Genomic DNA, 20043 nt, shown 5'->3' with positions numbered 1-20043 from the left:
TGGCCGCAGGCGTCTCGGGCGGGCCCCTCCAGGGACCCGCCCTACCGAGCCTAGTGCTACGACGGAAGCACCAGACCGCCCGCGGTCGACCGCGCGGCCTCGAACCGCTGCTGCACGTTCTGCCAGTTCACGACGTTCCACCACGCCTTCACGTAGTCGGGACGCACATTCTTGTAGTCGAGGTAGTACGCGTGCTCCCACACGTCGAGCATCAGGAGCGGGACGCTCAGGGCCGGGATGTTGTCCTGCTGGTTGAACAGCTGCTCGATGACGAGGTTGCCGCCGATCGAGTCGTAGGCGAGCAGCGCCCATCCGGAGCCCTGCACGCCGACCGCCGCCGCGGTGAAGTGGGCCTGGAACTTGTCGAACGAGCCGAAGGTGTCGTCGAGCGCGGCTGCGAGCTCGCCCGTCGGCCGGTCCCCGCCGTCGGGCGACATGTTGGTCCAGAAGATCGAGTGGTTCACGTGACCGCCGAGGTTGAACGACAGGTCCTTCTGGAGCTTGTTGATATTCGCCAGGTTGCCGGACTCGCGCGCCTCGGCCATCTGGGCGAGGGCGGTGTTCGCGCCGTTCACGTAGGTCTGGTGGTGCTTGCTGTGGTGCAGCTCCATGATCGTCGCGCTGATGTGCGGCTGCAGTGCGCCGTAGTCGTAGGGCAGCTCGGGAAGCGTGTACTCGGCCATGTCCAGTCGTCCTCTCTCGTCGCCCGGGAGCGGGCTCTCGCGGAGGTTCCCCCGGGTCGTCCTCAGTCTATTGAGGCGGCGGAGCGACTGTCAGCGGACGCTGAGGGCGCTCCCAGCCAGGCGGGTTGGGTCCGCTCGGCGGGCTGAGGCGATCTCGGCCCGTCCACCGGAGTCCGCCGGAGGGGCCGCCTAGTCCTCGAGGTCGGCGGGGAGGTTCGCCTCCGTGCCGGGGATCCCGAGCTCGATCGCGCGCTTGTCGGCCATCGCGAGGAGGCGGCGGATGCGGCCGGCGACCGCGTCCTTCGTCATCGGCGGGTCCGCGTGATGGCCGAGCTCGTCGAGGCTCGCGTCGCGGTGCGCCAGCCGGAGCTGCCCGGCGTACTGGAGGTGGTCGGGGACGTCCTCGCCGAGGATCTCGAGCGCGCGCTCGACCCGGGCGCACGCGGCGACCGCGGCCTGGGCCGACCGGCGCAGGTTCGCGTCGTCGAAGTTGACGAGGCGGTTCGCCGTCGCCCGCACCTCCCGGCGCTGGCGCAGGTCCTCCCAGTTCTGGCGGGTCTCCGCGGCGCCCATCGCCTCGAGCATGTCGCCGATCGCCTCGCCGTCGCGGATGACGACGCGGTGCACGCCCCGCACCTCGCGGGCCTTCGCGGGCACCTGGAGGCGGCCCGCAGCGCCGACGAGCGCCATGGCGGTCTCGTTGCCGGGGCAGGTCACCTCGAGCGCCGCCGAGCGGCCCGGGTCGGTGAGGGTGCCGCGAGCGAGGAAGGCTCCGCGCCAGATCGCCGAGAGGTCCTCGGGGGAACCGGTGGTGAGGCGGTTCGGCAGGCCGCGGATCGGGCGGCGGCGCGCGTCGAGCAGGCCCGTCTGGCGCGCCAGTGTCTCGCCGCCCTCGATCACCCGGACCACGTACGTGTTGGTGCGGCGGACGCCGGACGCCGAGATGACGGCGACGTCGCCGCGGACGCCGTAGAGGTCCGCGAGGTCCTTGCGCACGCGCCGCGCCACCTGGGCGGAGTCCAGCTCGGACTCCACCGCGATCCGCCCCGAGATCATGTGGAGCCCGCCCGCGAACCGCAGGATCGTGGCCAACTCCGCCGCGCGGACGGTCGTCTTCCCCACCTCGATCTTGGCGAGCTCGTCCTTCACATCCGCTGTCAGCGCCACGAGTCTCGTCCTCTCCCCATCCCCCCAGTCTCGCATCCTTCGCCCGGCCGGGTTCTGGGAGTCATTCCCGACCCAGGTCCCGGTGCTTCACGCTGACGCTTACGCCGGGCTGGGCGCGCAGCCGCTTCGCCAGCTCCTCGACGATCGCGACCGAGCGGTGCCTGCCGCCCGTGCAGCCGACGGCGATGGTCGCGTGGCGCTTGTTCTCGCGCCGGTAGCCGGCCAGGACGGGCAGCAGTGCGGCCGAGTAGCCGTCGACGAACTCCTCCGCGCCCTCCTGGTCCAGCACGTAGCCGCTCACGTCCGGGTCGAGCCCCGTGCCGGGCCGGAGCTCCGGCACCCAGTACGGATTCGGCAGGAAGCGGGCGTCCGCGACGATGTCGGCATCCGTGGGGAGGCCGTACTTGTACCCGAAGCTCGTGAGCGTCACACGGACGCCCGGGGTGTCCGCCTCGCTGAACAGCTCCGTGATCGTGCGCGACAGCTGGTGGATGTTGAGCTCGGAGGTGTCGACGACGATGTCGGCCTGCTCGCGGATCGCGGCGGTCCGCGCCCGCTCCTCGGTGATGCCGTCGAGGAGGGTGCCCTCCCCCTGCAGCGGGTGGGGGCGCCGGACCTGCTCGAACCGCCGCACGAGCACGGCGTCGTTCGCCTCGAGGAAGAGGACGCGCACGTGGGTCCCGGCCTTCAGCTGCTGGACGCGATCGCGCAGCTCGGAGAACAGCGATCCGCCGCGGACGTCCACGACGACGGCGATGCGCGGGAGGCTCTGCCCCGCCCGCTCCGCGACCTCGAGCAGCGGCACGAGCATCTGCGGGGGCAGGTTGTCGACGACGTACCAGCCGAGGTCCTCGAGCGCGTTGCCCACGGTCGTGCGGCCCGCGCCGGACATGCCGGTCACGATGATGACCGACTGCCGTCCCGGAGCGGGACCGGCGACGACGGCCTCCTCGACTCTGCTCTCCGAGCTCATCCACCGGCTCCTGTCTGTCGTCTCAGGCTACCGGTAGCGCGAGAGCGGTCCGCTCAGGCGTGCAGCCGCTCGTGGATGGTCGATGCGAGCTGCGGCCCGATGCCCTTCACCTGCTGGATCTCGTCCGGGGACGCCTGCTTCAGCTTCGCCACCGACCCGAAGTGCCGGAGCAGCTCGCGCACGCGGGCGGACCCGAGGCCCGGGATCTCCGTGAGCACGGACGTGATGTCCCGCTTGCGCCGCGTGCGCTGGTGCGCGATCGCGAACCGGTGCGCCTCGTCCCGGATGCGCTGCACGAGGAAGAGGGCGTCGCTGTTGCGCGGGAGGATCACGGGGAAGTCGCCGCCCGGGAGCCAGACCTCCTCGAGCCGCTTCGCGATGCCCGCCACCGCGATGCCCTGCACCCCGGTGTCGCGGATCGCCCGAGCCGCGGCCTCGACCTGCGGCTTCCCGCCGTCGACGATCAGGAGGTTCGGCCGGTAGGAGAACTTCCCCGGGCGTCGCGGCGCGACCGGGACGTCGTCGAGGTCCGCGTCGTCGTCCGCGTCGTCGGCGTCGTCCTCGGCTCCGCCGTCGAGGACCTCGTCCGGCTCCTCGTCGAGCAGCTCGTCCCGCTCCTGGTCCTGCCTGCCGCGCTCCTCGCTCGACGTCAGGTAGCCGAGCCGGCGGCTCAGCACCTGGTACAGCGACTCGGTGTCGTCCGACGAGTCGGCGACGTTGAAGCGGCGGTACTGGTCCTTGCGCGGCAGGCCGTCCTCGAAGACCACCATCGAGGCGACGATGTTCGTGCCGGCCAGGTGCGAGACGTCGAAGCACTCCATCCGCAGCGGCGCCTCGTCGAGCTCGAGCGCCTCCTGCAGGTCGGTCAGCGCCTTGCTGCGGGAGACGTAGTCGGCGCTCCGGCGCGTCTTGTAGAGGTTCAGCGCCTGCTTGGCGTTGAGCGTCGCGGTCTGCAGGAGCGCGGCCTTGTCACCGCGCTGCGCCGCACGGAGGCGGACGCTGCCGCGCTCGCGCAGCCCGGACAGCAGCTGCTCGAGCGCCTCCGCGTCGTCCGGCAGCTCGGGGACGATGATCTCCCTCGGCGGCGGCTCTCCCCCGTCGTACGCGCTCTGCAGCACCGAGTCGACGAGCTCGCCGAGCCCGACCTCGAGCTCCTTGTCGACGACCCACGACCGGACCCCACGCACCCGCCCGCCGCGCACGCGGAACTGCTGCACGGCGGCCGCCAGCTCGTCGTGCTCGATGCCGAACACGTCCGCCTCGACCGTCTCGGGCAGCACGACCGCGCTCGACTCCAGCACGTTCTCGAGAGCACCGATGCGGTCCCGGAGCTCGGCGGCGCGCTCGTAGTCGAAGTCCGCGGCCGCCTGCTTCATCGCGCGGGTCAGCTCGGCGATCATCCTCGGATCCGGGTTCGCCATGAAGGCGACGAACTCGTCCACGATCGCCCGGTGCTGCTGGATCGTCACCTTCCCCGAGCAGGGGCCGCCGCAGCGTCCGATCTGTCCCGGGAAGCACGGCCGCCCGGACTCCATCGCCCGCTTGTAGCTCGAGTCGGAGCACGTGCGGATCGGGAACGCCCGGATCATCTGGTCGATCGTCTCGCGGACCGCCCAGACCTTCGGGTAGGGCCCGAAGTAGCGGGCGCCGGGAATCCGCCGGTTCCGCGTCACCATGACGCGCGGCGCCTCGTCGCCGAGGGTCACCGCCATGTACGGGTAGGTCTTGTCGTCACGGAACTTGACGTTGAACGGCGGGTTGAACTCCTTGATCCAGGTGTACTCGAGCTGCAGCGCCTCGAACTCGCTCGCCACGACGGTCCACTGGACGCCGGCGGCGGTCGTGACCATCCGCCGGGTCCGCTCGTGCAGCGAGTACGGGTTCTGGAAGTAGTTGCTGAGGCGCGCGCGGAGGTTCTTCGCCTTGCCGACGTAGAGCACGCGGCCGCTCGCGTCCGAGAACCGGTACACCCCGGGCTCGGTCGGGATCTCACCGGCCGCGGGCCGGTAGCTGAGGGTCTGTGGCACGTGCGCCCCGGTCAGGACGCGCGCGAGAGCTCGCGCTCCGGATGCAGGATCTCCGCGAGGAAGGAGCCGGTGTAGCTCTCCTCGACGCGGGCGATCTGCTCCGGCGTTCCCGTGGCCAGGATGGTGCCGCCGCCGGCGCCGCCCTCCGGACCGAGGTCGATGATCCAGTCCGCCGACTTGATCACGTCGAGGTTGTGCTCGATCGTGATGACGGTGTTGCCCTTCTCGACGAGCGAGTTGAGGACGAGCAGCAGCTTGCGGACGTCCTCGAAGTGCAGACCCGTGGTGGGCTCGTCGAGCACGTAGACCGTGCGGCCGTTGGAGCGGCGCTGGAGCTCGGTGGCGAGCTTCACGCGCTGCGCCTCGCCGCCGGACAGGGTCGTGGCGCTCTGGCCCAGGCGCACGTAGCCCAGGCCGACGTCGACGAGCGTCTTCAGGTACCGGTGGATGGCGGAGATGGGCTCGAAGAAGTCCGCCGCCTCGGCGATCGGCATGTCGAGGACCTCGGCGATGTTCTTGCCCTTGTAGTGCACCGCGAGCGTGTCCCGGTTGTAGCGGGCGCCGTGGCACACCTCGCACGTGACGTACACGTCGGGCAGGAAGTTCATCTCGATCTTGATCGTGCCGTCGCCCTGGCAGTTCTCGCAGCGGCCGCCCTTGACGTTGAAGCTGAACCGGCCGGGCTGGTAGCCGCGCGCCTTCGCCTCGACGGTCTCGCTGAACAGCGTCCGGATCCGGTCGAAGACGCCGGTGTAGGTCGCCGGGTTCGACCGCGGGGTGCGGCCGATCGGAGCCTGGTCGACGTGCACCACCTTGTCCAGGTTGTCGAGGCCGCTGACGCGGGTGTGCTTGCCCGGCACCTTGCGGGCGCCGTTGAGCCGGTTGGCGAGCTGCCGGTACAGGATGTCGTTGACGAGCGTGCTCTTGCCCGAGCCGCTCACACCGGTGACCGCGACGAAGACGCCGAGCGGGAAGTCGACCGTCACGTCCTTGAGGTTGTTCGCCTGCGCGCCGACGACCGTGATCTTGCGCTTCTTGTCGATCGGTCGCCGCTTCTTCGGCACCTCGATCGCGCGGCGGCCGGCCAGGTAGTCCCCCGTGATCGACTCCCGGTCGTCGAGCAGCGACGCGTAGTCGCCGGAGTGGACGACGACACCGCCGTTCACGCCGGCGCCCGGTCCGATGTCGACGATCCAGTCCGCGGTGCGGATGGTGTCCTCGTCGTGCTCGACGACGATCAGGGTGTTGCCGAGGTTCTTGAGCTTCACCAGGGTGTCGATGAGCCGGCGGTTGTCCCGCTGGTGCAGCCCGATGCTCGGCTCGTCGAGCACGTAGAGCACGCCGGTGAGGCCGGACCCGATCTGCGTGGCCAGGCGGATGCGCTGGGCCTCGCCGCCGGAGAGCGAGCCGGCGGAGCGCGACAGGGTGAGGTAGTTGAGCCCGACCTGGATGAGGAAGTCGAGCCGCATCCGGATCTCGCGGAGCACCTGCGCGGCGATCTTCACGTCGCGCTCGTTCAGGGTCAGGCCGTTCACGAACGTGCTGGCCTCGGCGAGGCTGAGGTCCGACACGTCGGCGATGCTGTGCCCGTTCACGAGCACGGCGAGCACCTCGGGCTTCAGCCGCTTGCCGTCGCAGACGGGGCAGGGCACCTCGCGGAGGTACTCGGCCCAGCGCGCGCGGGCGGCGTCCGACTCGGCCTGGATGTAGTTGCGCTCGAGGTACGGGATCACGCCCTCGAAGCCCTGCGTGTAGCTCATCTCGCGGCCGTAGCGGTTCTTCCACCGCACGCGGACCTCGAAGTCGTTGCCGAGCAGCACCGCGTTTCGGGCCTCCTCGGGCAGCCGCTTCCAGGGCGTGTCGAGGGAGAAGCCGAGGTCCTTGCCAAGGCCGACGAGGAGGCGCTCGTAGTAGTTGTAGAGGCCCTTGCCCTGGCTCGCCCAGGGCAGGATGACGCCCTCGCGGATGCTGAGGTCCGGGTCCCCGAGGAGGAGGTCCGCGTCGACGGACATCCGCGTGCCGAGGCCCGAGCACTCCGGGCAGGCGCCGAACGGCGCGTTGAAGGAGAAGGTCCGGGGCTCGATCTCGGTGAGCTGGATCGGGTGGTTGTTCGGGCAGGACAGGCGTTCGGAGTAGGTCCGCCAGGCCTCCGGGCCCTCGAGGTCGACGAAGTTGATCTGGACGACGCCGTCCGCGAGCCGCAAGGCGGTCTCGAGGGAGTCGGTGAGTCGCGTGAGCAGGTCGTCGGAGGCCACGAGCCGGTCCACGACGACGGCGATGTCGTGCTTGAACTGCTTCTTGAGCGTCGGCGGGTTCGTCAGCTGCGCCATCTCGCCGTCGACCATCGCGCGGGAGAAGCCCTTGGCGGCGAGCTCCTTGAACAGGTCGACGAACTCGCCCTTCCGCTGCTGCACGACGGGGGCGGTCACCTGGTACCGGGTGCCCGGCTGGAGCTCCATGAGCTGGTCGGCGATCTGCTGGACGCTTTGGCGGGAGATCGGCTCGTTGCACTGCGGGCAGTGCGGGATGCCGACGCGCGCCCAGAGGAGGCGCATGTAGTCGTAGATCTCGGTGATCGTGCCGACCGTCGAGCGCGGGTTGCGGTTCGTCGACTTCTGGTCGATCGACACCGCAGGGCTGAGGCCCTCGATGAAGTCCACGTCGGGTCGGTCCACCTGGCCGAGGAACTGGCGGGCGTACGCGGAGAGGGACTCGACGTAGCGCCGCTGGCCCTCGGCGAAGATGGTGTCGAACGCGAGGCTGGACTTGCCCGACCCGGAGAGGCCGGTGAAGACGACGAGGGAGTCGCGCGGGATCTCGAGGTCGACGTCCCTCAGATTGTGCACGCGGGCGCCGCGTACGCTCAGCTTGGGTCCGTGGACGTGTGAAATCGGCACCCCAGAAGTGTAGGTCGCACCCTCCGACACCCCGGTCGCGTTTCGCTGTCGGCGGTCGCCGCCCGGCGCGTCCGGGAGGCCCGGCGTGGGCCTCCGATCGGTCGCCTCACCGGGCGGGCCGCCGGGTGGCGAGGCCTCGGCTGAGCCGGCGCGACGTCAGACCAGGTGGCCGGCCTTCGCCATCTGCCGGAGCTCGCCCTTCAGCTCGGACACCTCGTCCCGGAGCCGCGCCGCGAGCTCGAACTTGAGCTCGGCCGCAGCCTGGAGCATCTGGTCGTTGAGGTCCGCGATGATCGACTCGAGTTCGGTGGCGCCCGCCGCGGCCAGCCCGCCGCGACGCAGGTTCGGCGTCGGGGACCGCTTGCCGGATCCGCGGGCGGCGAGCAGCTCCTTGGTGTCCGCGCCCTCGCGGATGAGGACGTCCGTGATGTCGGCGATGCGCTTGCGCAGCGGCTGCGGGTCGATGCCGTGCTGCGCGTTGTAGGCGACCTGCTTCTCGCGGCGCCGGTTCGTCTCCTCGATGGCGTTCGCCATGGAGTCGGTCACGTTATCCGCGTACATGTGGACCTCGCCGGACACGTTGCGGGCGGCGCGGCCGATCGTCTGGATGAGCGACGTCGAGGACCGGAGGAAGCCCTCCTTGTCGGCGTCCAGGATCGCCACGAGCGACACCTCGGGCAGGTCGAGGCCCTCGCGGAGGAGGTTGATGCCGACGAGGACGTCGTAGACGCCCGCGCGCAGCTCGGTGAGCAGCTCGACGCGGCGGAGCGTGTCGACGTCGGAGTGCAGGTACCGCACCTTCACGCCGTGCTCGCCGAGGAACGCGGTGAGCTCCTCCGCCATCTTCTTGGTGAGGGTCGTGACGAGCACGCGCTCGTCGCGCTCGACCCGGATGCGGATCTCCTCGAGCAGGTCGTCGATCTGCCCCTTCGACGGCTTGACGACGATCTCGGGGTCGACGAGGCCCGTGGGACGGATGATCTGCTCGACGACGCCGTCCGACATGCCGAGCTCGTAGCGCCCGGGCGTCGCCGACAGGTACACCGTCTGGCCGACCCGGGCCTTGAACTCCTCCCACGTGAGCGGGCGGTTGTCCATGGCGCTCGGCAGCCGGAAGCCGTGCTCGACGAGCGTCCGCTTCCGGGACGCGTCGCCCTCGTACATCGCCCCGATCTGCGGGACGGTGACGTGGGACTCGTCGATGACCGTGAGGAAGTCCTCGGGGAAGTAGTCGAGGAGGCAGTTGGGCGCCTCGCCCGGCTTTCGCCCGTCGATGTGCCGGGAGTAGTTCTCGATGCCGGAGCAGAAGCCGATCTGCTCCATCATCTCGAGGTCGAACGTGGTGCGCATCCGCAGCCGCTGGGCCTCGAGGAGCTTGCCCTGCGACTCCAGCTCCTTCAGCCGCTCGGCGAGCTCGACGCGGATCGTGCCGATCGCGCGCTTCATCGTGTCCGGGCTGGCGGCGTAGTGGGTGGCCGGGAAGATCGAGACAGCGTCCATCTGCTGCAGCACCTCGCCGGTCAGCGGGTGCAGCGAGTAGAGCGCCTCGATCTCGTCGCCGAACATCTCGATCCGGACGGCGTGCTCCTCGTAGACCGGGATGATCTCGATCGTGTCGCCGCGGACGCGGAAGCGGCCGCGCGAGAAGTCGTAGTCGTTGCGCTCGTACTGCATGTTGATCAGCCGGCGCACGAGCCGGTCACGCGGGATGCGCTCCCCCACCTGCAGCGCGACCATCGCCTCGAGGTACTCCTCGGCGGCGCCCAGGCCGTAGATGCAGGACACGGTGGAGACCACCACGACGTCGCGGCGGCTGAGCAGCGAGTTGGTGGTCGAGTGGCGGAGCCGCTCGACCTCGGCGTTGATGGACGAGTCCTTCTCGATGAAGGTGTCCGTCTGCGGGACGTACGCCTCGGGCTGGTAGTAGTCGTAGTAGGAGACGAAGTACTCGACGGCGTTGTTCGGCAGCAGCTCGCGGAACTCGTTCGCGAGCTGCGCGGCGAGCGTCTTGTTGTGCGCCATGACGAGCGTCGGGCGCTGCACCTGCTCGATGAGCCAGGCCGTCGTCGCCGACTTGCCGGTGCCCGTCGCGCCGAGCAGGACGACGTCCGCCTCCCCGGCGTTGATGCGGCCGGCGAGCTCGGCGATCGCCGCGGGCTGGTCGCCGCTCGGCTTGTACTCGCTGACGACCTCGAAGGGGCGCACGGCTCGGGTGGCTTGCATGCCTCCGAGTGTAGGTTCGCCCTCCGACACCGGGTCCCGGGTTCGCGGATGGCGCACGGAGCGCGCCGCTCGGTCCGGGCGGAGTCGCGCGAGTCGGGCCGATCCGGCGTTTCCGGGCCTGCGGAACGGCCCGGAAAGGCCGAACCGGCCCGGATCGCGGCGGGATCGGAGGGCCGGCCGAGCCGGGGTAGCGTCGTGGGGTGCGGGACGAGACGACGCGGGGGCGGGGAGGCACCCTCGCCGCGGTCGGGCCCGTCGTCAGCGCCGTCTCGGTGCAGACCGGCGCCGGCTTCGGCGCGACGCTCCTCCCCCTCCTCGGACCCGTCGGCGTGGTGGGCCTGCGGCAGCTCTTCGCGGCGCTCGTCCTGCTCCCGGCGATCGTCGGCCGGCGGATCGGGCTCCGGACGATGCAACCGGCGCTGCTGCTCGGACTCGCGCTGCTCGTGATGAACGTGACGATCTACGCGTCCATCGAGCGCATCGGGTTGGGTCTCGCGGTCACCCTCGAGTTCCTGGGGCCGCTGGCCGTCGCCCTCTTCACCTCGCGGCGCATCCTCGACGTCGTGTGCGGACTCGCCGCCGGCGCGGGCGTCGTGCTGCTGACGGGCAGCGTCGTCGCCCTGGACCCGATCGGCGTGGCCCTCGGGCTCCTCGCCGGCGCCGCCTGGGCGGCGTACATCGTGCTCGGCGCCCGGACCGCGACGCGCCTCCCCGGCGTCCAGGGCACCGCGGTCGCCAGCGTGGTCGCCTCGCTCGGCACTCTCCCCTTCCTCGCGGTCGCACTCGCGAACCTGGCTCCGCAGCACCTGCCGCTCGTGCTCGGAATCGGCCTCGCAGTGGGCGTCCTGTCGTCGGCGCTGCCCTACTCGCTGGACCTCGTCGTGCTCCGCCGCATCCCTCGGAGCCTGTTCAGCGTTCTGCAGAGCCTGCACCCGGCCGCGGCCGCCCTCGCGGGCTTCGTGATCCTGCACCAGGTCCTGTCGGTGCCGGAGCTCGTCGGCCTCGCCGCGATCAGCCTCGCGAACGCGGCAGCGGTCCTCGGCTCCGCCCGCCGGGATGCCGTCGCCCGCCGCCTCGCGGCAGCTTCCCCATCCGCTCCCTGACCCTCTCGCGCCCTCTTTCGCTCAGCAGGAGGATCGAGGGTCCAGCAGGGATCTCTGCGCCCGATCCGCCTGCTGAAGGGCCGACGTTCCTGCTGAGTGAGAGGTGCGGCGCGTCGGAGACGGCGCCGGGACGGCGTCAGAGAGTGAGGCGGCGCCAGAGGGCGTCCGTCTGCTCCAGGGTGTGGTCGAGGGTGCCGCCCGCGTCGATGATCTCGTCGGCGACCGCGAGCCGCTCGTCGTCGCTCGCCTGCGCCGCCACGCGCCGCCGCGCCTCCTCCTCGTCCATGCCCCGCAGCTCCACCAGGCGGCGCACGCGGGTCTCCGCCGGTGCGTGCACGACCACGACGCGGTCGAATTCGTCCGCCTTCCGGGACTCGGCGAGCAGGGGCACGTCGTAGACGACGACGGCATGCGGGTTCTCCGTGAGGATCTCGCCGAAGCGCTCGCGCGACAGACGGCCGACCTCGGGATGCACGATCGCGTTGAGCCGCGCGAGCGCGTCCTGATCGCGGAAGACGATCGCGGCGAGGGCCTGGCGGTCGAGGCCGCCGTCCCGCTGGAGCACCCTCTCGCCGAACTGGCGGACGACCTCCGCGAGCCCCCGGCTCCCGGGAGCGACCGCCTCTCGTGCGAGGACGTCCGCGTCGACGACGACCGCGCCGTGCTCCGCGAGCCGGGCGGCGACGGTGGACTTGCCGGAGGCTATTCCGCCGGTGAGGCCGAGCAGGGTCACCTCTTCACGCTACCGGGGCGCCCCGGCGACGCGCCCGCCCGTTGACGGACTCGCCGCCCCGGACGGATCCGGGGCGGCGAGTTGGTGTGCCTAGCGGGCGATCAGGAGTTGCTCGAGAGGCGCTCGCGCAGAGCGGCGAGCTGCTCGTCGTCGGCGAGGGCGCCGGACGAGCGGGACTCGCTCGTGAACGTCGACGGGGTGTCGGTGATACCGGCCGCCTCGTCGGCGATGCTCTTGACGATCTGCTCCTTGTGCTGCTCCCAGCGGGCCTGGGCCTCGGCGTACTCGCGCTCCCAGTTGGCGCGCTGCTCCTCGAAGCCTTCCTTCCACTCGTTCGTCTCGGGGTCGAAGCCCTCCGGGAACTTGTAGTTGCCCTGCTCGTCGTACTCGGTGACCATGCCGTACAGCGCGGCGAGGCCGGAGTCGAACTCGTGGTTGCTCGGGTCGATGCCCTCGTTGGCCTGCTTGAGGCTCAGCGAGATGCGGCGGCGCTCGAGGTCGATGTCGATGATCTTCACGAAGACCTCGTCACCGACGGACACGACCTGCTCGGCCAGCTCGACGTGCTTGCTGGAGAGCTCGGAGATGTGGACGAGGCCCTCGATGCCGTCCGCGACGCGGACGAACGCACCGAACGGCACGAGCTTCGTGACCTTGCCCGGCGCGATCTGGCCGATCGCGTGGGTGCGGGCGAAGACCTGCCACGGGTCCTCCTGCGTCGCCTTGAGCGACAGGGAGACGCGCTCGCGGTCGAGCTCGACGGAGAGGACCTCGACGGTGACCTCCTGGCCGACCTCGACGACCTCGCTGGCGTGCTCGATGTGCTTCCAGGAGAGCTCGGAGACGTGGACGAGACCGTCGACGCCGCCGAGGTCCACGAACGCACCGAAGTTGACGATCGAGGAGATGACGCCCTTGCGGACCTGGCCCGGGTGCAGGTTCGCGAGGAACGTGCTGCGGCTCTCGGACTGGGTCTGCTCGAGCAGGGCGCGGCGCGACAGGACCACGTTGTTGCGGTTCTTGTCGAGCTCGAGGATCTTCGCCTCGAGCTGCTGGCCGAGGTACGGCGTGAGGTCGCGGACGCGACGCAGCTCGATGAGCGAGGCAGGGAGGAAGCCGCGGAGGCCGATGTCGACGATCAGGCCGCCCTTGACGACCTCGATGACCGTTCCGGTGACGACACCGTCGGCCTCCTTGATCTTCTCCACGTCGCCCCAGGCGCGCTCGTACTGCGCGCGCTTCTTCGACAGGATGAGCCGGCCCTCCTTGTCCTCCTTCTGGAGAACAAGGGCCTCGACGGAGTCGCCGACGTTCACGACCTCGTTGGGGTCGACGTCGTGCTTGATGGAGAGCTCGCGGGAGGGGATGACACCCTCGGTCTTGTAGCCGACGTCGAGGAGGACCTCGTCGCGGTCGATCTTGACGACAGTGCCCTCGATCAGGTCTCCATCGTTGAAGAACTTGAGGGTCTTCTCGACCGCGGCCAGGAAGTCTTCGGCGGATCCGATGTCGTTGATCGCGATCTGCTTGGTGGCCGGGGCGGTCGTAGCGGTTGACATGTAGTGGTTGCTCCAGAAGTGGACAGAGTTCAGGCCGATGACGAAGAGGGATTATGTTGTCTTCGCTCCGGCGAGCGGACGGGTGCGTGCCAGGGCGGCGCGATGCCACCGAGACAACGGGACAGTCTAACCCGGACGGGGGGTCGGGCTCCACCCGGCCCCGTCCGGGTTACCTTCCGGGACACATCCTGAGCGCTTCCGGCATTCCGGCCTGGGTCAGCCGAGGACCGCGGAGCGCAGAGTGTCGAGTCCGACGCCGCCGATGTCGAGGGCCCGGTGGTGGAACCGCTTGATGTCGAAGTCCGCGCCCTCCCGGCGCCGGACCTCGTCGCGCAGCTGCTCCCAGATCCGCTGGCCGACCTTGTAGGCCGGCGCCTGGCCGGGCCACCCGAGGTACCGGTCGACCTCGAAGCGGATGAAGGCGTCGTCCATGTTCACGTTCTCGCGCATGAACGCCAGCGCGTAGTCGGCGTCCCAGGTGCCCCGGCCGTCGGGGCGGCGCTTCTCGAGGTGGACGCCGATGTCGAGGACGACGCGCGCCGCCCGCATCCGCTGCCCGTCGAGCATCCCGAGCCGGTCGGCCGGCTGGTCCAGGTAGCCGAGCTGCTCCATCAGGCGCTCCGCGTAGAGCGCCCAGCCCTCCGCGTGTCCCGAGGTGCCGGCGATGCGGCGCCACGAGTTGAGCTCGCCCTTGTTGTAGGTCGCCATGCCGATCTGGAGGTGATGGCCGGGGACGCCCTCGTGATAGACCGTCGTCGCCTCGCGCCAGGTGTCGAACTCGGTGACGCCCTCGGGCACCGACCACCACATCCGGCCCGGACGCGCGAAGTCGTCGGACGGGCCCGTGTAGTAGATGCCGCCGGTCTGGGTCGGCGCGATGCGACACTCGAGCACGCGGACCTCGGCGGGGATGTCGAAGTGGGTGCGGCCGAGGTCCTCGATCGCCCGGTCGCTGAGGTCCTGCATCCAGCGCTGCAGCGCCTCGGTGCCGGCGAGCTTGTGCGATGGGTCGTTCTCGAGGTGCGCGATCGCCTCCCGGACGCTGGCGCCGGAGAGGATCGCGTCCGCGATCTCCTCCTGCTCGCGCGTCATGCGGGCGAGCTCCTCGAGGCCCCACTCGTAGGTCTCGTCGAGGTCGACGGTGGCGCCGAGGAAGTCGCGGGACGCGAGAGCGTAGATCTCGCGGCCGACGGCGTCCCGCTCCGGTGCGCGGGGTCCGAGCTCCTGCTCGAGGAACTCCGCGAGCTCCGCGTAGGCGGCGGCCGCCGCGGTGGCGCCCGCCTCGAGGTCGCGGCGGAGGCCGTCGCTCACGGGGATCCCGTCCACGGCCGCTCCGCCGACGAGGTCGAAGAAGAAGCCGTCGCCCGCAGCGTGGCCCCGCGCCTGCTTCGCGACCTCGCGCACCTGCCGCACTGCAGGGACGACGCCCTGCTCGATGCCGCGCCGGAGCGTCTGCGTGTAGCCGTGGAGCGCCTCGGGGACGTTCGCGAGGCGCGTGGCGATGTGGGTCCACGCCGCCTCGGACGCCGTCGGCATGAGGTCGAAGATGTCGCGGATGTCCTGGGCGGGCGACGCGATGACGTTCAGGTCGCGCAGAGGGAAGCCTGCGGCGTGCTTCTCCGCGGCGAGGTCGAGCTCGCGGAGGAGGTCCGTGCGGGTGACCTCGTCGACCGGATCAGCGGGGACCGCTGCGCGCAGCCGTTCCGCGACGCGACGGCCCGCCTCGAGCACCCGCTCGCGCCCCTCGGGCGAGTAGTCGCTGTAGGCGCCCTCGTTGCCGGGGCGGCCCAGCCAGATGCCCCACTCCGGGCACAGCTCGACCAGGGTGTCCACCCAGCCGTCGGCGATGCGGTCGATCTCGGTCGGTGTCCTCGCGTCGGTCACGAGGATCGAGCCTATTGCGCGGCGGTTGCGCCGAAGAGCGTCAGGATCTCCTCCTCCGTGCGGGCGCTCCGCAGGCGCTCCGCGCCGCCCGGATCGAGGAGGATCTCGGCGAGCCGGGCCACGAGCGCGACGTGGCCGCCCGCCGATGCCGCGAGGCCGACGCAGACGTCGACGCGGTCGCCTCCCCAGTCCACGCCCTCCGGGAAGCGGAGCACGACCATCGCGCTGCGCAGCACGGCGTCCTTCCCGGCGAGCGTGCCGTGCGGGATCGCGACGCCTTCGCCGATGTACGTCGTGACGGCGTGCTCGCGCTCGAGCATCGACTCGACGTAGGCCTCGGTGACGGCGCCGGAGGCCATGAGCGCGTCCCCGCACTGCCGCACGGCATCGAAGCGGTCCTCGGCCCGGCAGTCGAGCCGGATCGAGGACTCCCCGAGCAGCTCGCTCAGGGGCTGTCGTGTAGGGCCGGCCATCGCTCCTCCTGGATGTCGTGTCCGCGTCGCCTCAGTGGGCGGCGGCGTCCCAGTCGTCGCCGCGGCCGACCTGGACGTCGAGCGGCACCCGGAGCTCGGCGGCGTGCGCCATCCGGTCCCGGACGATGCCCTCGACGTCGTCCCACTCCCCCGCCGCGACCTCGAACACGAGCTCGTCGTGGACCTGGAGCAGCATGCGCGACCGCAGTTCCCGCTCCTGCATGTCGCGGTCGATCGCGATCATCGCGAGCTTCATGATGTCCGCCGCGGAGCCCTGGATCGGCGCGTTGAGCGCCTGCCGCTCGGCGTTGTCGCGGAGGACGCGGTTCGGGCTGTTGAGGTCCGGGAAGGGACGCCGGCGGCCGAAGATCGTCTCGGTGTAGCCGTCGGCCCGCGCCTCCTCGACGACGTTGCGGAGGTAGTCCCGCACTGCTCCGAACCGCGCGAAGTAGTCGCCCATGAGCTGCCGCGCCTCGCTCGTGTCGATGCGCAGCTGCTTGGACAGCCCGAAGGCGCTGAGCCCGTAGGCGAGGCCGTAGGACATGGCCTTGACCTTCGTCCGCATCGCGGGCGTCACGTCCGCCGGGTCCACGCCGAAGACCCGTGCGCCGACGAACCGGTGCAGGTCCTCCCCCGTGTTGAACGCCTCGATGAGCCCCGCGTCCTGGGATAGGTGCGCCATGATCCGCATCTCGATCTGCGAGTAGTCCGCGGTCAGCAGCGTCTCGTAGCCGTCGCCCTTCACGAAGGCGGCGCGCATCTTCCGGCCCTCCTCGGCGCGGATCGGGATGTTCTGCAGGTTGGGGTCGTTGGACGAGATCCGGCCGGTCGTGGTGCCGGTCAGCGCGTAGGTCGTGTGGATCCGCCCGTCGCCGCCGATGCTCCGCTCGAGCGTCTCAATGATCTGCCTCAGCTTGCTCGCGTCGCGGTGCTGGAGCAGCAGGTCGACGAACGGATGCGGGTGCGTCTCCATGAGGTCGGCGAGGGAGTCCGCGTCGGTCGAGAAGCCCGACTTCGTCTTGCGGGTCTTCGGCATGCCGAGCTCGTCGAAGAGCACCTGCTGGAGCTGCTTCGGCGAGCCGAGGTTGAGCTCGTGGCCGACCACGCCGTACGCCTCCTGGGCGAGGCTCTCGATCCGCTCGCCCAGCTCGCCCGACAGCGACGCGAGGAGCGGCGCGTCGACCGCGACGCCGTTGGTCTCCATGCGCGCGAGCACGCGGAGGGTGGGCAGCTCGATCTCGGTGAGGACCCGTGTGTCCCGCTCGTCGAGGACGCCGCGGAGGGCGTCCACGGCCCGGAACGTGAACCAGGCCTGGGTGGCGACGCCGGCGCCGTCGTCCTCGGGGACGAGCTGGTTCGGATCCGACTGGGGCAGCTCCTCGTTGAGGTAGCGCAGCACGACGTCGCCGAGGGTCTTGTCGACTCCGCTCGGCCGGAGCAGCCAGGCCGCGATCTGGCTGTCGAAGGCGAGACCGCCGAGCGGCAGACCCGCGGAGGTGAGCGCCTTGAGCTGCGGCTTCGCCTCGTGCATCAGCTTCCGGTGCGGACCCGCGAGCCACTCCTCGAACGGCGCCGTGTCGGCGCTGCCCGGCACCCAGGGCACCGTGAGGGACTCGGTCTCCCCTGCGACGCCGATGCCGAGGATCCGGTCCCCGGCCAGCTCGACCGCCAGCCCGAGTCCGCCCGGATGCGCCGCCGTCTGCCGCTCGAGCCAGGCGGCCAGCTCCGCGCCGCGGAGCAGCGCGGGTGCCGGCGCGGGCGGGGCGAGGCTGGGCTCCTCCTTGATCACGGCCTCCGGAGTCGCGGCCGAGGAGGCGGAGCCGCGCTCGCCCTCGTACTTGAGGATCCGCTCGAGGATGTTGCGCATCTGGAGGCCGCCGAGCAGCTCGCGGAGCGCCTTCACGTCAACGGGCTTGCGCTCGAGGTCCGCCGGTCCGACCTCCAGCTCGAGGTCGTCGACGAGCCGGTTGAGCCGCCGGTTGCGCTCCGCGCGGTCGCGCTGCTCGCGGAGGTTGTTGCCGACGACGCCCTTGATCTGGTCGGCGTTCGCGAGGATGGCCTCGAGGCTCCCGTACTGGTTGAGCCACTTCACCGCGGTCTTCTCCCCCACCTTGTCGATGCCGGGGAGGTTGTCGCTGGTCTCGCCGACGAGGGCGGCGATGTCCGGGTACTGCCACGGCTCGATCCCGTAGCGGGTGCGGACCTTCTCGACGTCGTACCGGGTGAGGTCGCTGACGCCCTGCCGGGACGGGTAGAGCAGCGTCACCCTGTCGTTGACGAGCTGGATGGCGTCGCGGTCGCCGGAGACGAGCAGGACGCGGTAGCCCTCCTCGATGCCGCGCTTGGCCAGGGAGGCGATGACGTCGTCGGCCTCGAAGTCCTCCTTCGTCATCGTGGGGATGTTCATCGCCTTCAGCGCGTCCTGCAGCAGCGGCACCTGGCCGCTGAACTCGGGCGGGGACTCGCTGCGGGTGCCCTTGTACTCGGGGTAGTCCCTGGTGCGGAAGGACGAGCGGGAAATGTCGAACGCGACCCCGAGGTGGGTCGGCTTCTCGTTCTGCAGCAGCAGGAGCAGCATCGACAGGAAGCCGTGGATCGCGTTCGTGTGCTGACCGTTCGCGGCTGTGAAGCTGTCGACGGGAAGGGCGTAGAAGGCCCGGAATGCGAGCGAATGGCCGTCGATCAACAGGAGGGTAGGCTGATCGCTCTCTGACACCCTGCCAGCCTAACCGCGGCGACCGACAGGCCCGGAGCGGCCAGGAGGACCGATGACGACGTTCCCCGAGGACCTCGATCCGGAGCTCGTGGAGCGGCTGATCACCTCGGGCGGCGGCGCCCTGGCGAGGAAGATGGGCATCGAGTTCGTCGAGGTGTCCGCGTCGTATTCCGTCGCGCGCATGCCCGTGGAGGGCAACACCCAGGTCGTCGGGATCCTGCACGGCGGGGCGCACGTGGTCCTCGGGGAGTCGCTCGGCTCGATCTCCTCAGCCGTGCACGCCGGACCCGGACGCTATGCGGTGGGCATCGAGATCAACGCGACCCACTCGCGCTCGATCAGCGAGGGCTGGGTGACGGCGACGTGCGAGGCGCTCGTGCTGGGGCGGACCCTGACGACGCATCAGACGGTCGTGCGGGACGAGGAGGGTCGCCGGCTCTCGACCATCCGCATGACGAACATGCTCCGCGACCGCTGACCCCGCGGGCAGCCGCGGAGCTCGGCCGGCTGCCGCGCTGCCTGCCCGGCCGACTTGCCGAAAAGTACGGGAATCAGGCGCGCCGAGAACTACTTTCCGGCAAGTCGCCGCGGAGCTGTGGAGAGCGGCGGCGAAGAGTCGCTCTCCGGTCCACCGTGTGCGGATGCGCGACTCTGACCCTCTTCCTGCACCCTTCGACGCGGCCCCCTTCGGCGTCGCCGAGGCCCGGCGAGCCGGCGTTCCCCGGCGGCGGCTCTACCGCAAGGACCTGGCTCGGCCCTTCCACGGCGTCCGCTCGGTGACCGCGGATCCGGAGGGCGTGCGCGAGCTGTGCATGGCCTACCTGCCTCGGCTCCGGGACGGTCAGTTCTTCAGCCACACCACGAGCGCTCGGCTGCACGGGCTGCCGCTGCCGCTGCGGCTGGCCGACGACCGGACCGTGCACGTGTCCGTGCTCGCACCCGGCCGGGCCGTCCGCGTCGCCGGCGCCCGGGGTCACCAGCTCATCGACCGTCCCGGCATGATGCGCCTGGTCGACGGTCTGCCGGTCGCGAGTCCGGTCGAGACCTGGTGCCAGCTCGCCACCCTGCTCACGGTCGACGAGCTGATCGAGGTCGGCGACGCGGTGGTGGGACACGGCGTCAGCGACGCGGAGGGCGACTACGCCGCGATGCATTCCGCTGTCTCGGATGACAACCGGCCGTGCATCGGCCGGCTGCGGGACGCCTTCGCCGAGGTCCGTCGGGGCGTGCGGTCCCCCGCGGAGACCCGCCTCCGGCTCCTGCTCGTGCGCGCCGGACTGCCCCATCCGGAGATCAACCGCCGCATCACCGACGAGGGAGGGCGCTTCGTCGCGGAGTGCGATCTCGTCTACCCGCAGGCTCGTCTCGTCATCGAGTACGAGGGCGACTACCACCGGACGGATGCGCGGACCTTCCGGAGCGACATCGTGCGACGGGAGCGGCTCGAGGACGCCGGCTGGTCCGTGCTCCGCCTCACCGCGGACGACCTCACGGCGCGGCGGGACGAGACGGTCCGCCGGGTGGCGGCACGGATCGCGTCAGGAGGACGACGACTTGCCGGAAAGTCGGGTCCAAAGGGCGGCTAGGGCCGACTTTTCGGCAAGT

The 20043-nt window shown here is 70.7% G+C and carries 14 protein-coding genes; 3 read left to right on the top strand and 11 right to left on the bottom strand.

The window, feature by feature from the left end; all coding sequences use genetic code 11:
* Positions 1 to 56: 56 nt before the first annotated feature.
* The 6 genes from J3P30_RS12855 to uvrB all read right to left on the bottom strand — a co-directional run bounded on the left by J3P30_RS12855 (position 57) and on the right by uvrB (position 9970).
* Positions 57 to 683, bottom strand: a complete 627-nt coding sequence (locus J3P30_RS12855) for a superoxide dismutase (protein ID WP_210481406.1) — start codon at positions 681 to 683, stop codon at positions 57 to 59.
* A gap of 189 nt (positions 684 to 872) precedes the next feature.
* Positions 873 to 1850: a DNA-binding protein WhiA gene (gene whiA / locus J3P30_RS12850; protein WP_210481405.1), complete on the bottom strand. Its 978-nt coding sequence runs from the start codon at positions 1848 to 1850 to the stop codon at positions 873 to 875.
* A gap of 61 nt (positions 1851 to 1911) precedes the next feature.
* Complete coding sequence (gene rapZ, locus J3P30_RS12845; RefSeq protein WP_210481404.1) at positions 1912 to 2823, bottom strand: RNase adapter RapZ; 912 nt, start codon at positions 2821 to 2823, stop codon at positions 1912 to 1914.
* Between the two features lie 53 nt (positions 2824 to 2876).
* Positions 2877 to 4850 (bottom strand): excinuclease ABC subunit UvrC, encoded by a 1974-nt coding sequence (gene uvrC / locus J3P30_RS12840; RefSeq protein WP_210481403.1) that lies wholly within the window; start codon positions 4848 to 4850, stop codon positions 2877 to 2879.
* Between the two features lie 11 nt (positions 4851 to 4861).
* Positions 4862 to 7747, bottom strand: a complete 2886-nt coding sequence (gene uvrA / locus J3P30_RS12835) for an excinuclease ABC subunit UvrA (protein ID WP_210481402.1) — start codon at positions 7745 to 7747, stop codon at positions 4862 to 4864.
* Between the two features lie 156 nt (positions 7748 to 7903).
* A complete protein-coding gene (gene uvrB / locus J3P30_RS12830) occupies positions 7904 to 9970 on the bottom strand; it encodes an excinuclease ABC subunit UvrB (protein WP_210481401.1) in 2067 nt (688 codons plus the stop codon).
* A 200-nt stretch (positions 9971 to 10170) separates the two neighbouring features.
* Between uvrB and J3P30_RS12825 the strand changes: the two genes are divergently transcribed.
* On the top strand, positions 10171 to 11073 hold the full coding sequence (locus tag J3P30_RS12825; protein ID WP_210481400.1) for a DMT family transporter: 903 nt from the start codon (positions 10171 to 10173) through the stop codon (positions 11071 to 11073).
* Positions 11074 to 11209: 136 nt separating this feature from the next.
* Here the strand turns inward: J3P30_RS12825 and coaE are convergent, their stop codons facing one another.
* The 5 genes from coaE to polA all read right to left on the bottom strand — a co-directional run bounded on the left by coaE (position 11210) and on the right by polA (position 18438).
* Complete coding sequence (coaE, locus tag J3P30_RS12820) at positions 11210 to 11806, bottom strand: dephospho-CoA kinase (protein WP_210481399.1); 597 nt, start codon at positions 11804 to 11806, stop codon at positions 11210 to 11212.
* A gap of 101 nt (positions 11807 to 11907) precedes the next feature.
* Entirely contained in the window at positions 11908 to 13365 is a 1458-nt protein-coding gene (rpsA, locus tag J3P30_RS12815) for a 30S ribosomal protein S1 (RefSeq protein ID WP_210481398.1), read from the bottom strand.
* A 216-nt stretch (positions 13366 to 13581) separates the two neighbouring features.
* Positions 13582 to 15249 (bottom strand): DUF885 domain-containing protein, encoded by a 1668-nt coding sequence (locus J3P30_RS12810; protein WP_210481397.1) that lies wholly within the window; start codon positions 15247 to 15249, stop codon positions 13582 to 13584.
* A gap of 11 nt (positions 15250 to 15260) precedes the next feature.
* On the bottom strand, positions 15261 to 15722 hold the full coding sequence (locus J3P30_RS12805; protein WP_210481396.1) for a PTS sugar transporter subunit IIA: 462 nt from the start codon (positions 15720 to 15722) through the stop codon (positions 15261 to 15263).
* Between the two features lie 31 nt (positions 15723 to 15753).
* Positions 15754 to 18438, bottom strand: coding sequence for a DNA polymerase I (gene polA / locus J3P30_RS12800; RefSeq protein WP_210481395.1), 2685 nt, complete (start codon positions 18436 to 18438; stop codon positions 15754 to 15756).
* Positions 18439 to 18490: 52 nt separating this feature from the next.
* Between polA and J3P30_RS12795 the strand changes: the two genes are divergently transcribed.
* Entirely contained in the window at positions 18491 to 18916 is a 426-nt protein-coding gene (locus J3P30_RS12795) for a PaaI family thioesterase (RefSeq protein WP_210481394.1), read from the top strand.
* A 163-nt stretch (positions 18917 to 19079) separates the two neighbouring features.
* Positions 19080 to 20024, top strand: coding sequence for an endonuclease domain-containing protein (locus J3P30_RS12790; RefSeq protein ID WP_210481393.1), 945 nt, complete (start codon positions 19080 to 19082; stop codon positions 20022 to 20024).
* Positions 20025 to 20043 lie beyond the last annotated feature (19 nt).

Origin of the sequence: Naasia sp. SYSU D00948 (assembly GCF_017916515.1) — a bacterium.
Classification (GTDB): Bacteria; Actinomycetota; Actinomycetes; order Actinomycetales; family Microbacteriaceae; genus Naasia.
The sequence above is the reverse complement of the archived record's forward strand: the minus strand, read 5'-3'. Positions and strand labels throughout refer to the sequence as shown.

What these genes read in the sequence shown, in the direction of transcription:
- J3P30_RS12795 (WP_210481394.1), top strand. Translation starts at nt 18,491, where the DNA reads ATGACGACGTTCCCCGAGGACCTCGATCCGGAGCTCGTGGAGCGGCTG.
- uvrB (WP_210481401.1), bottom strand. Translation starts at nt 9,970, where the DNA reads ATGCAAGCCACCCGAGCCGTGCGCCCCTTCGAGGTCGTCAGCGAGTAC.
- J3P30_RS12855 (WP_210481406.1), bottom strand. Translation starts at nt 683, where the DNA reads ATGGCCGAGTACACGCTTCCCGAGCTGCCCTACGACTACGGCGCACTG.
- rapZ (WP_210481404.1), bottom strand. Translation starts at nt 2,823, where the DNA reads ATGAGCTCGGAGAGCAGAGTCGAGGAGGCCGTCGTCGCCGGTCCCGCT.
- rpsA (WP_210481398.1), bottom strand. Translation starts at nt 13,365, where the DNA reads ATGTCAACCGCTACGACCGCCCCGGCCACCAAGCAGATCGCGATCAAC.
- J3P30_RS12790 (WP_210481393.1), top strand. Translation starts at nt 19,080, where the DNA reads ATGCGCGACTCTGACCCTCTTCCTGCACCCTTCGACGCGGCCCCCTTC.
- J3P30_RS12805 (WP_210481396.1), bottom strand. Translation starts at nt 15,722, where the DNA reads ATGGCCGGCCCTACACGACAGCCCCTGAGCGAGCTGCTCGGGGAGTCC.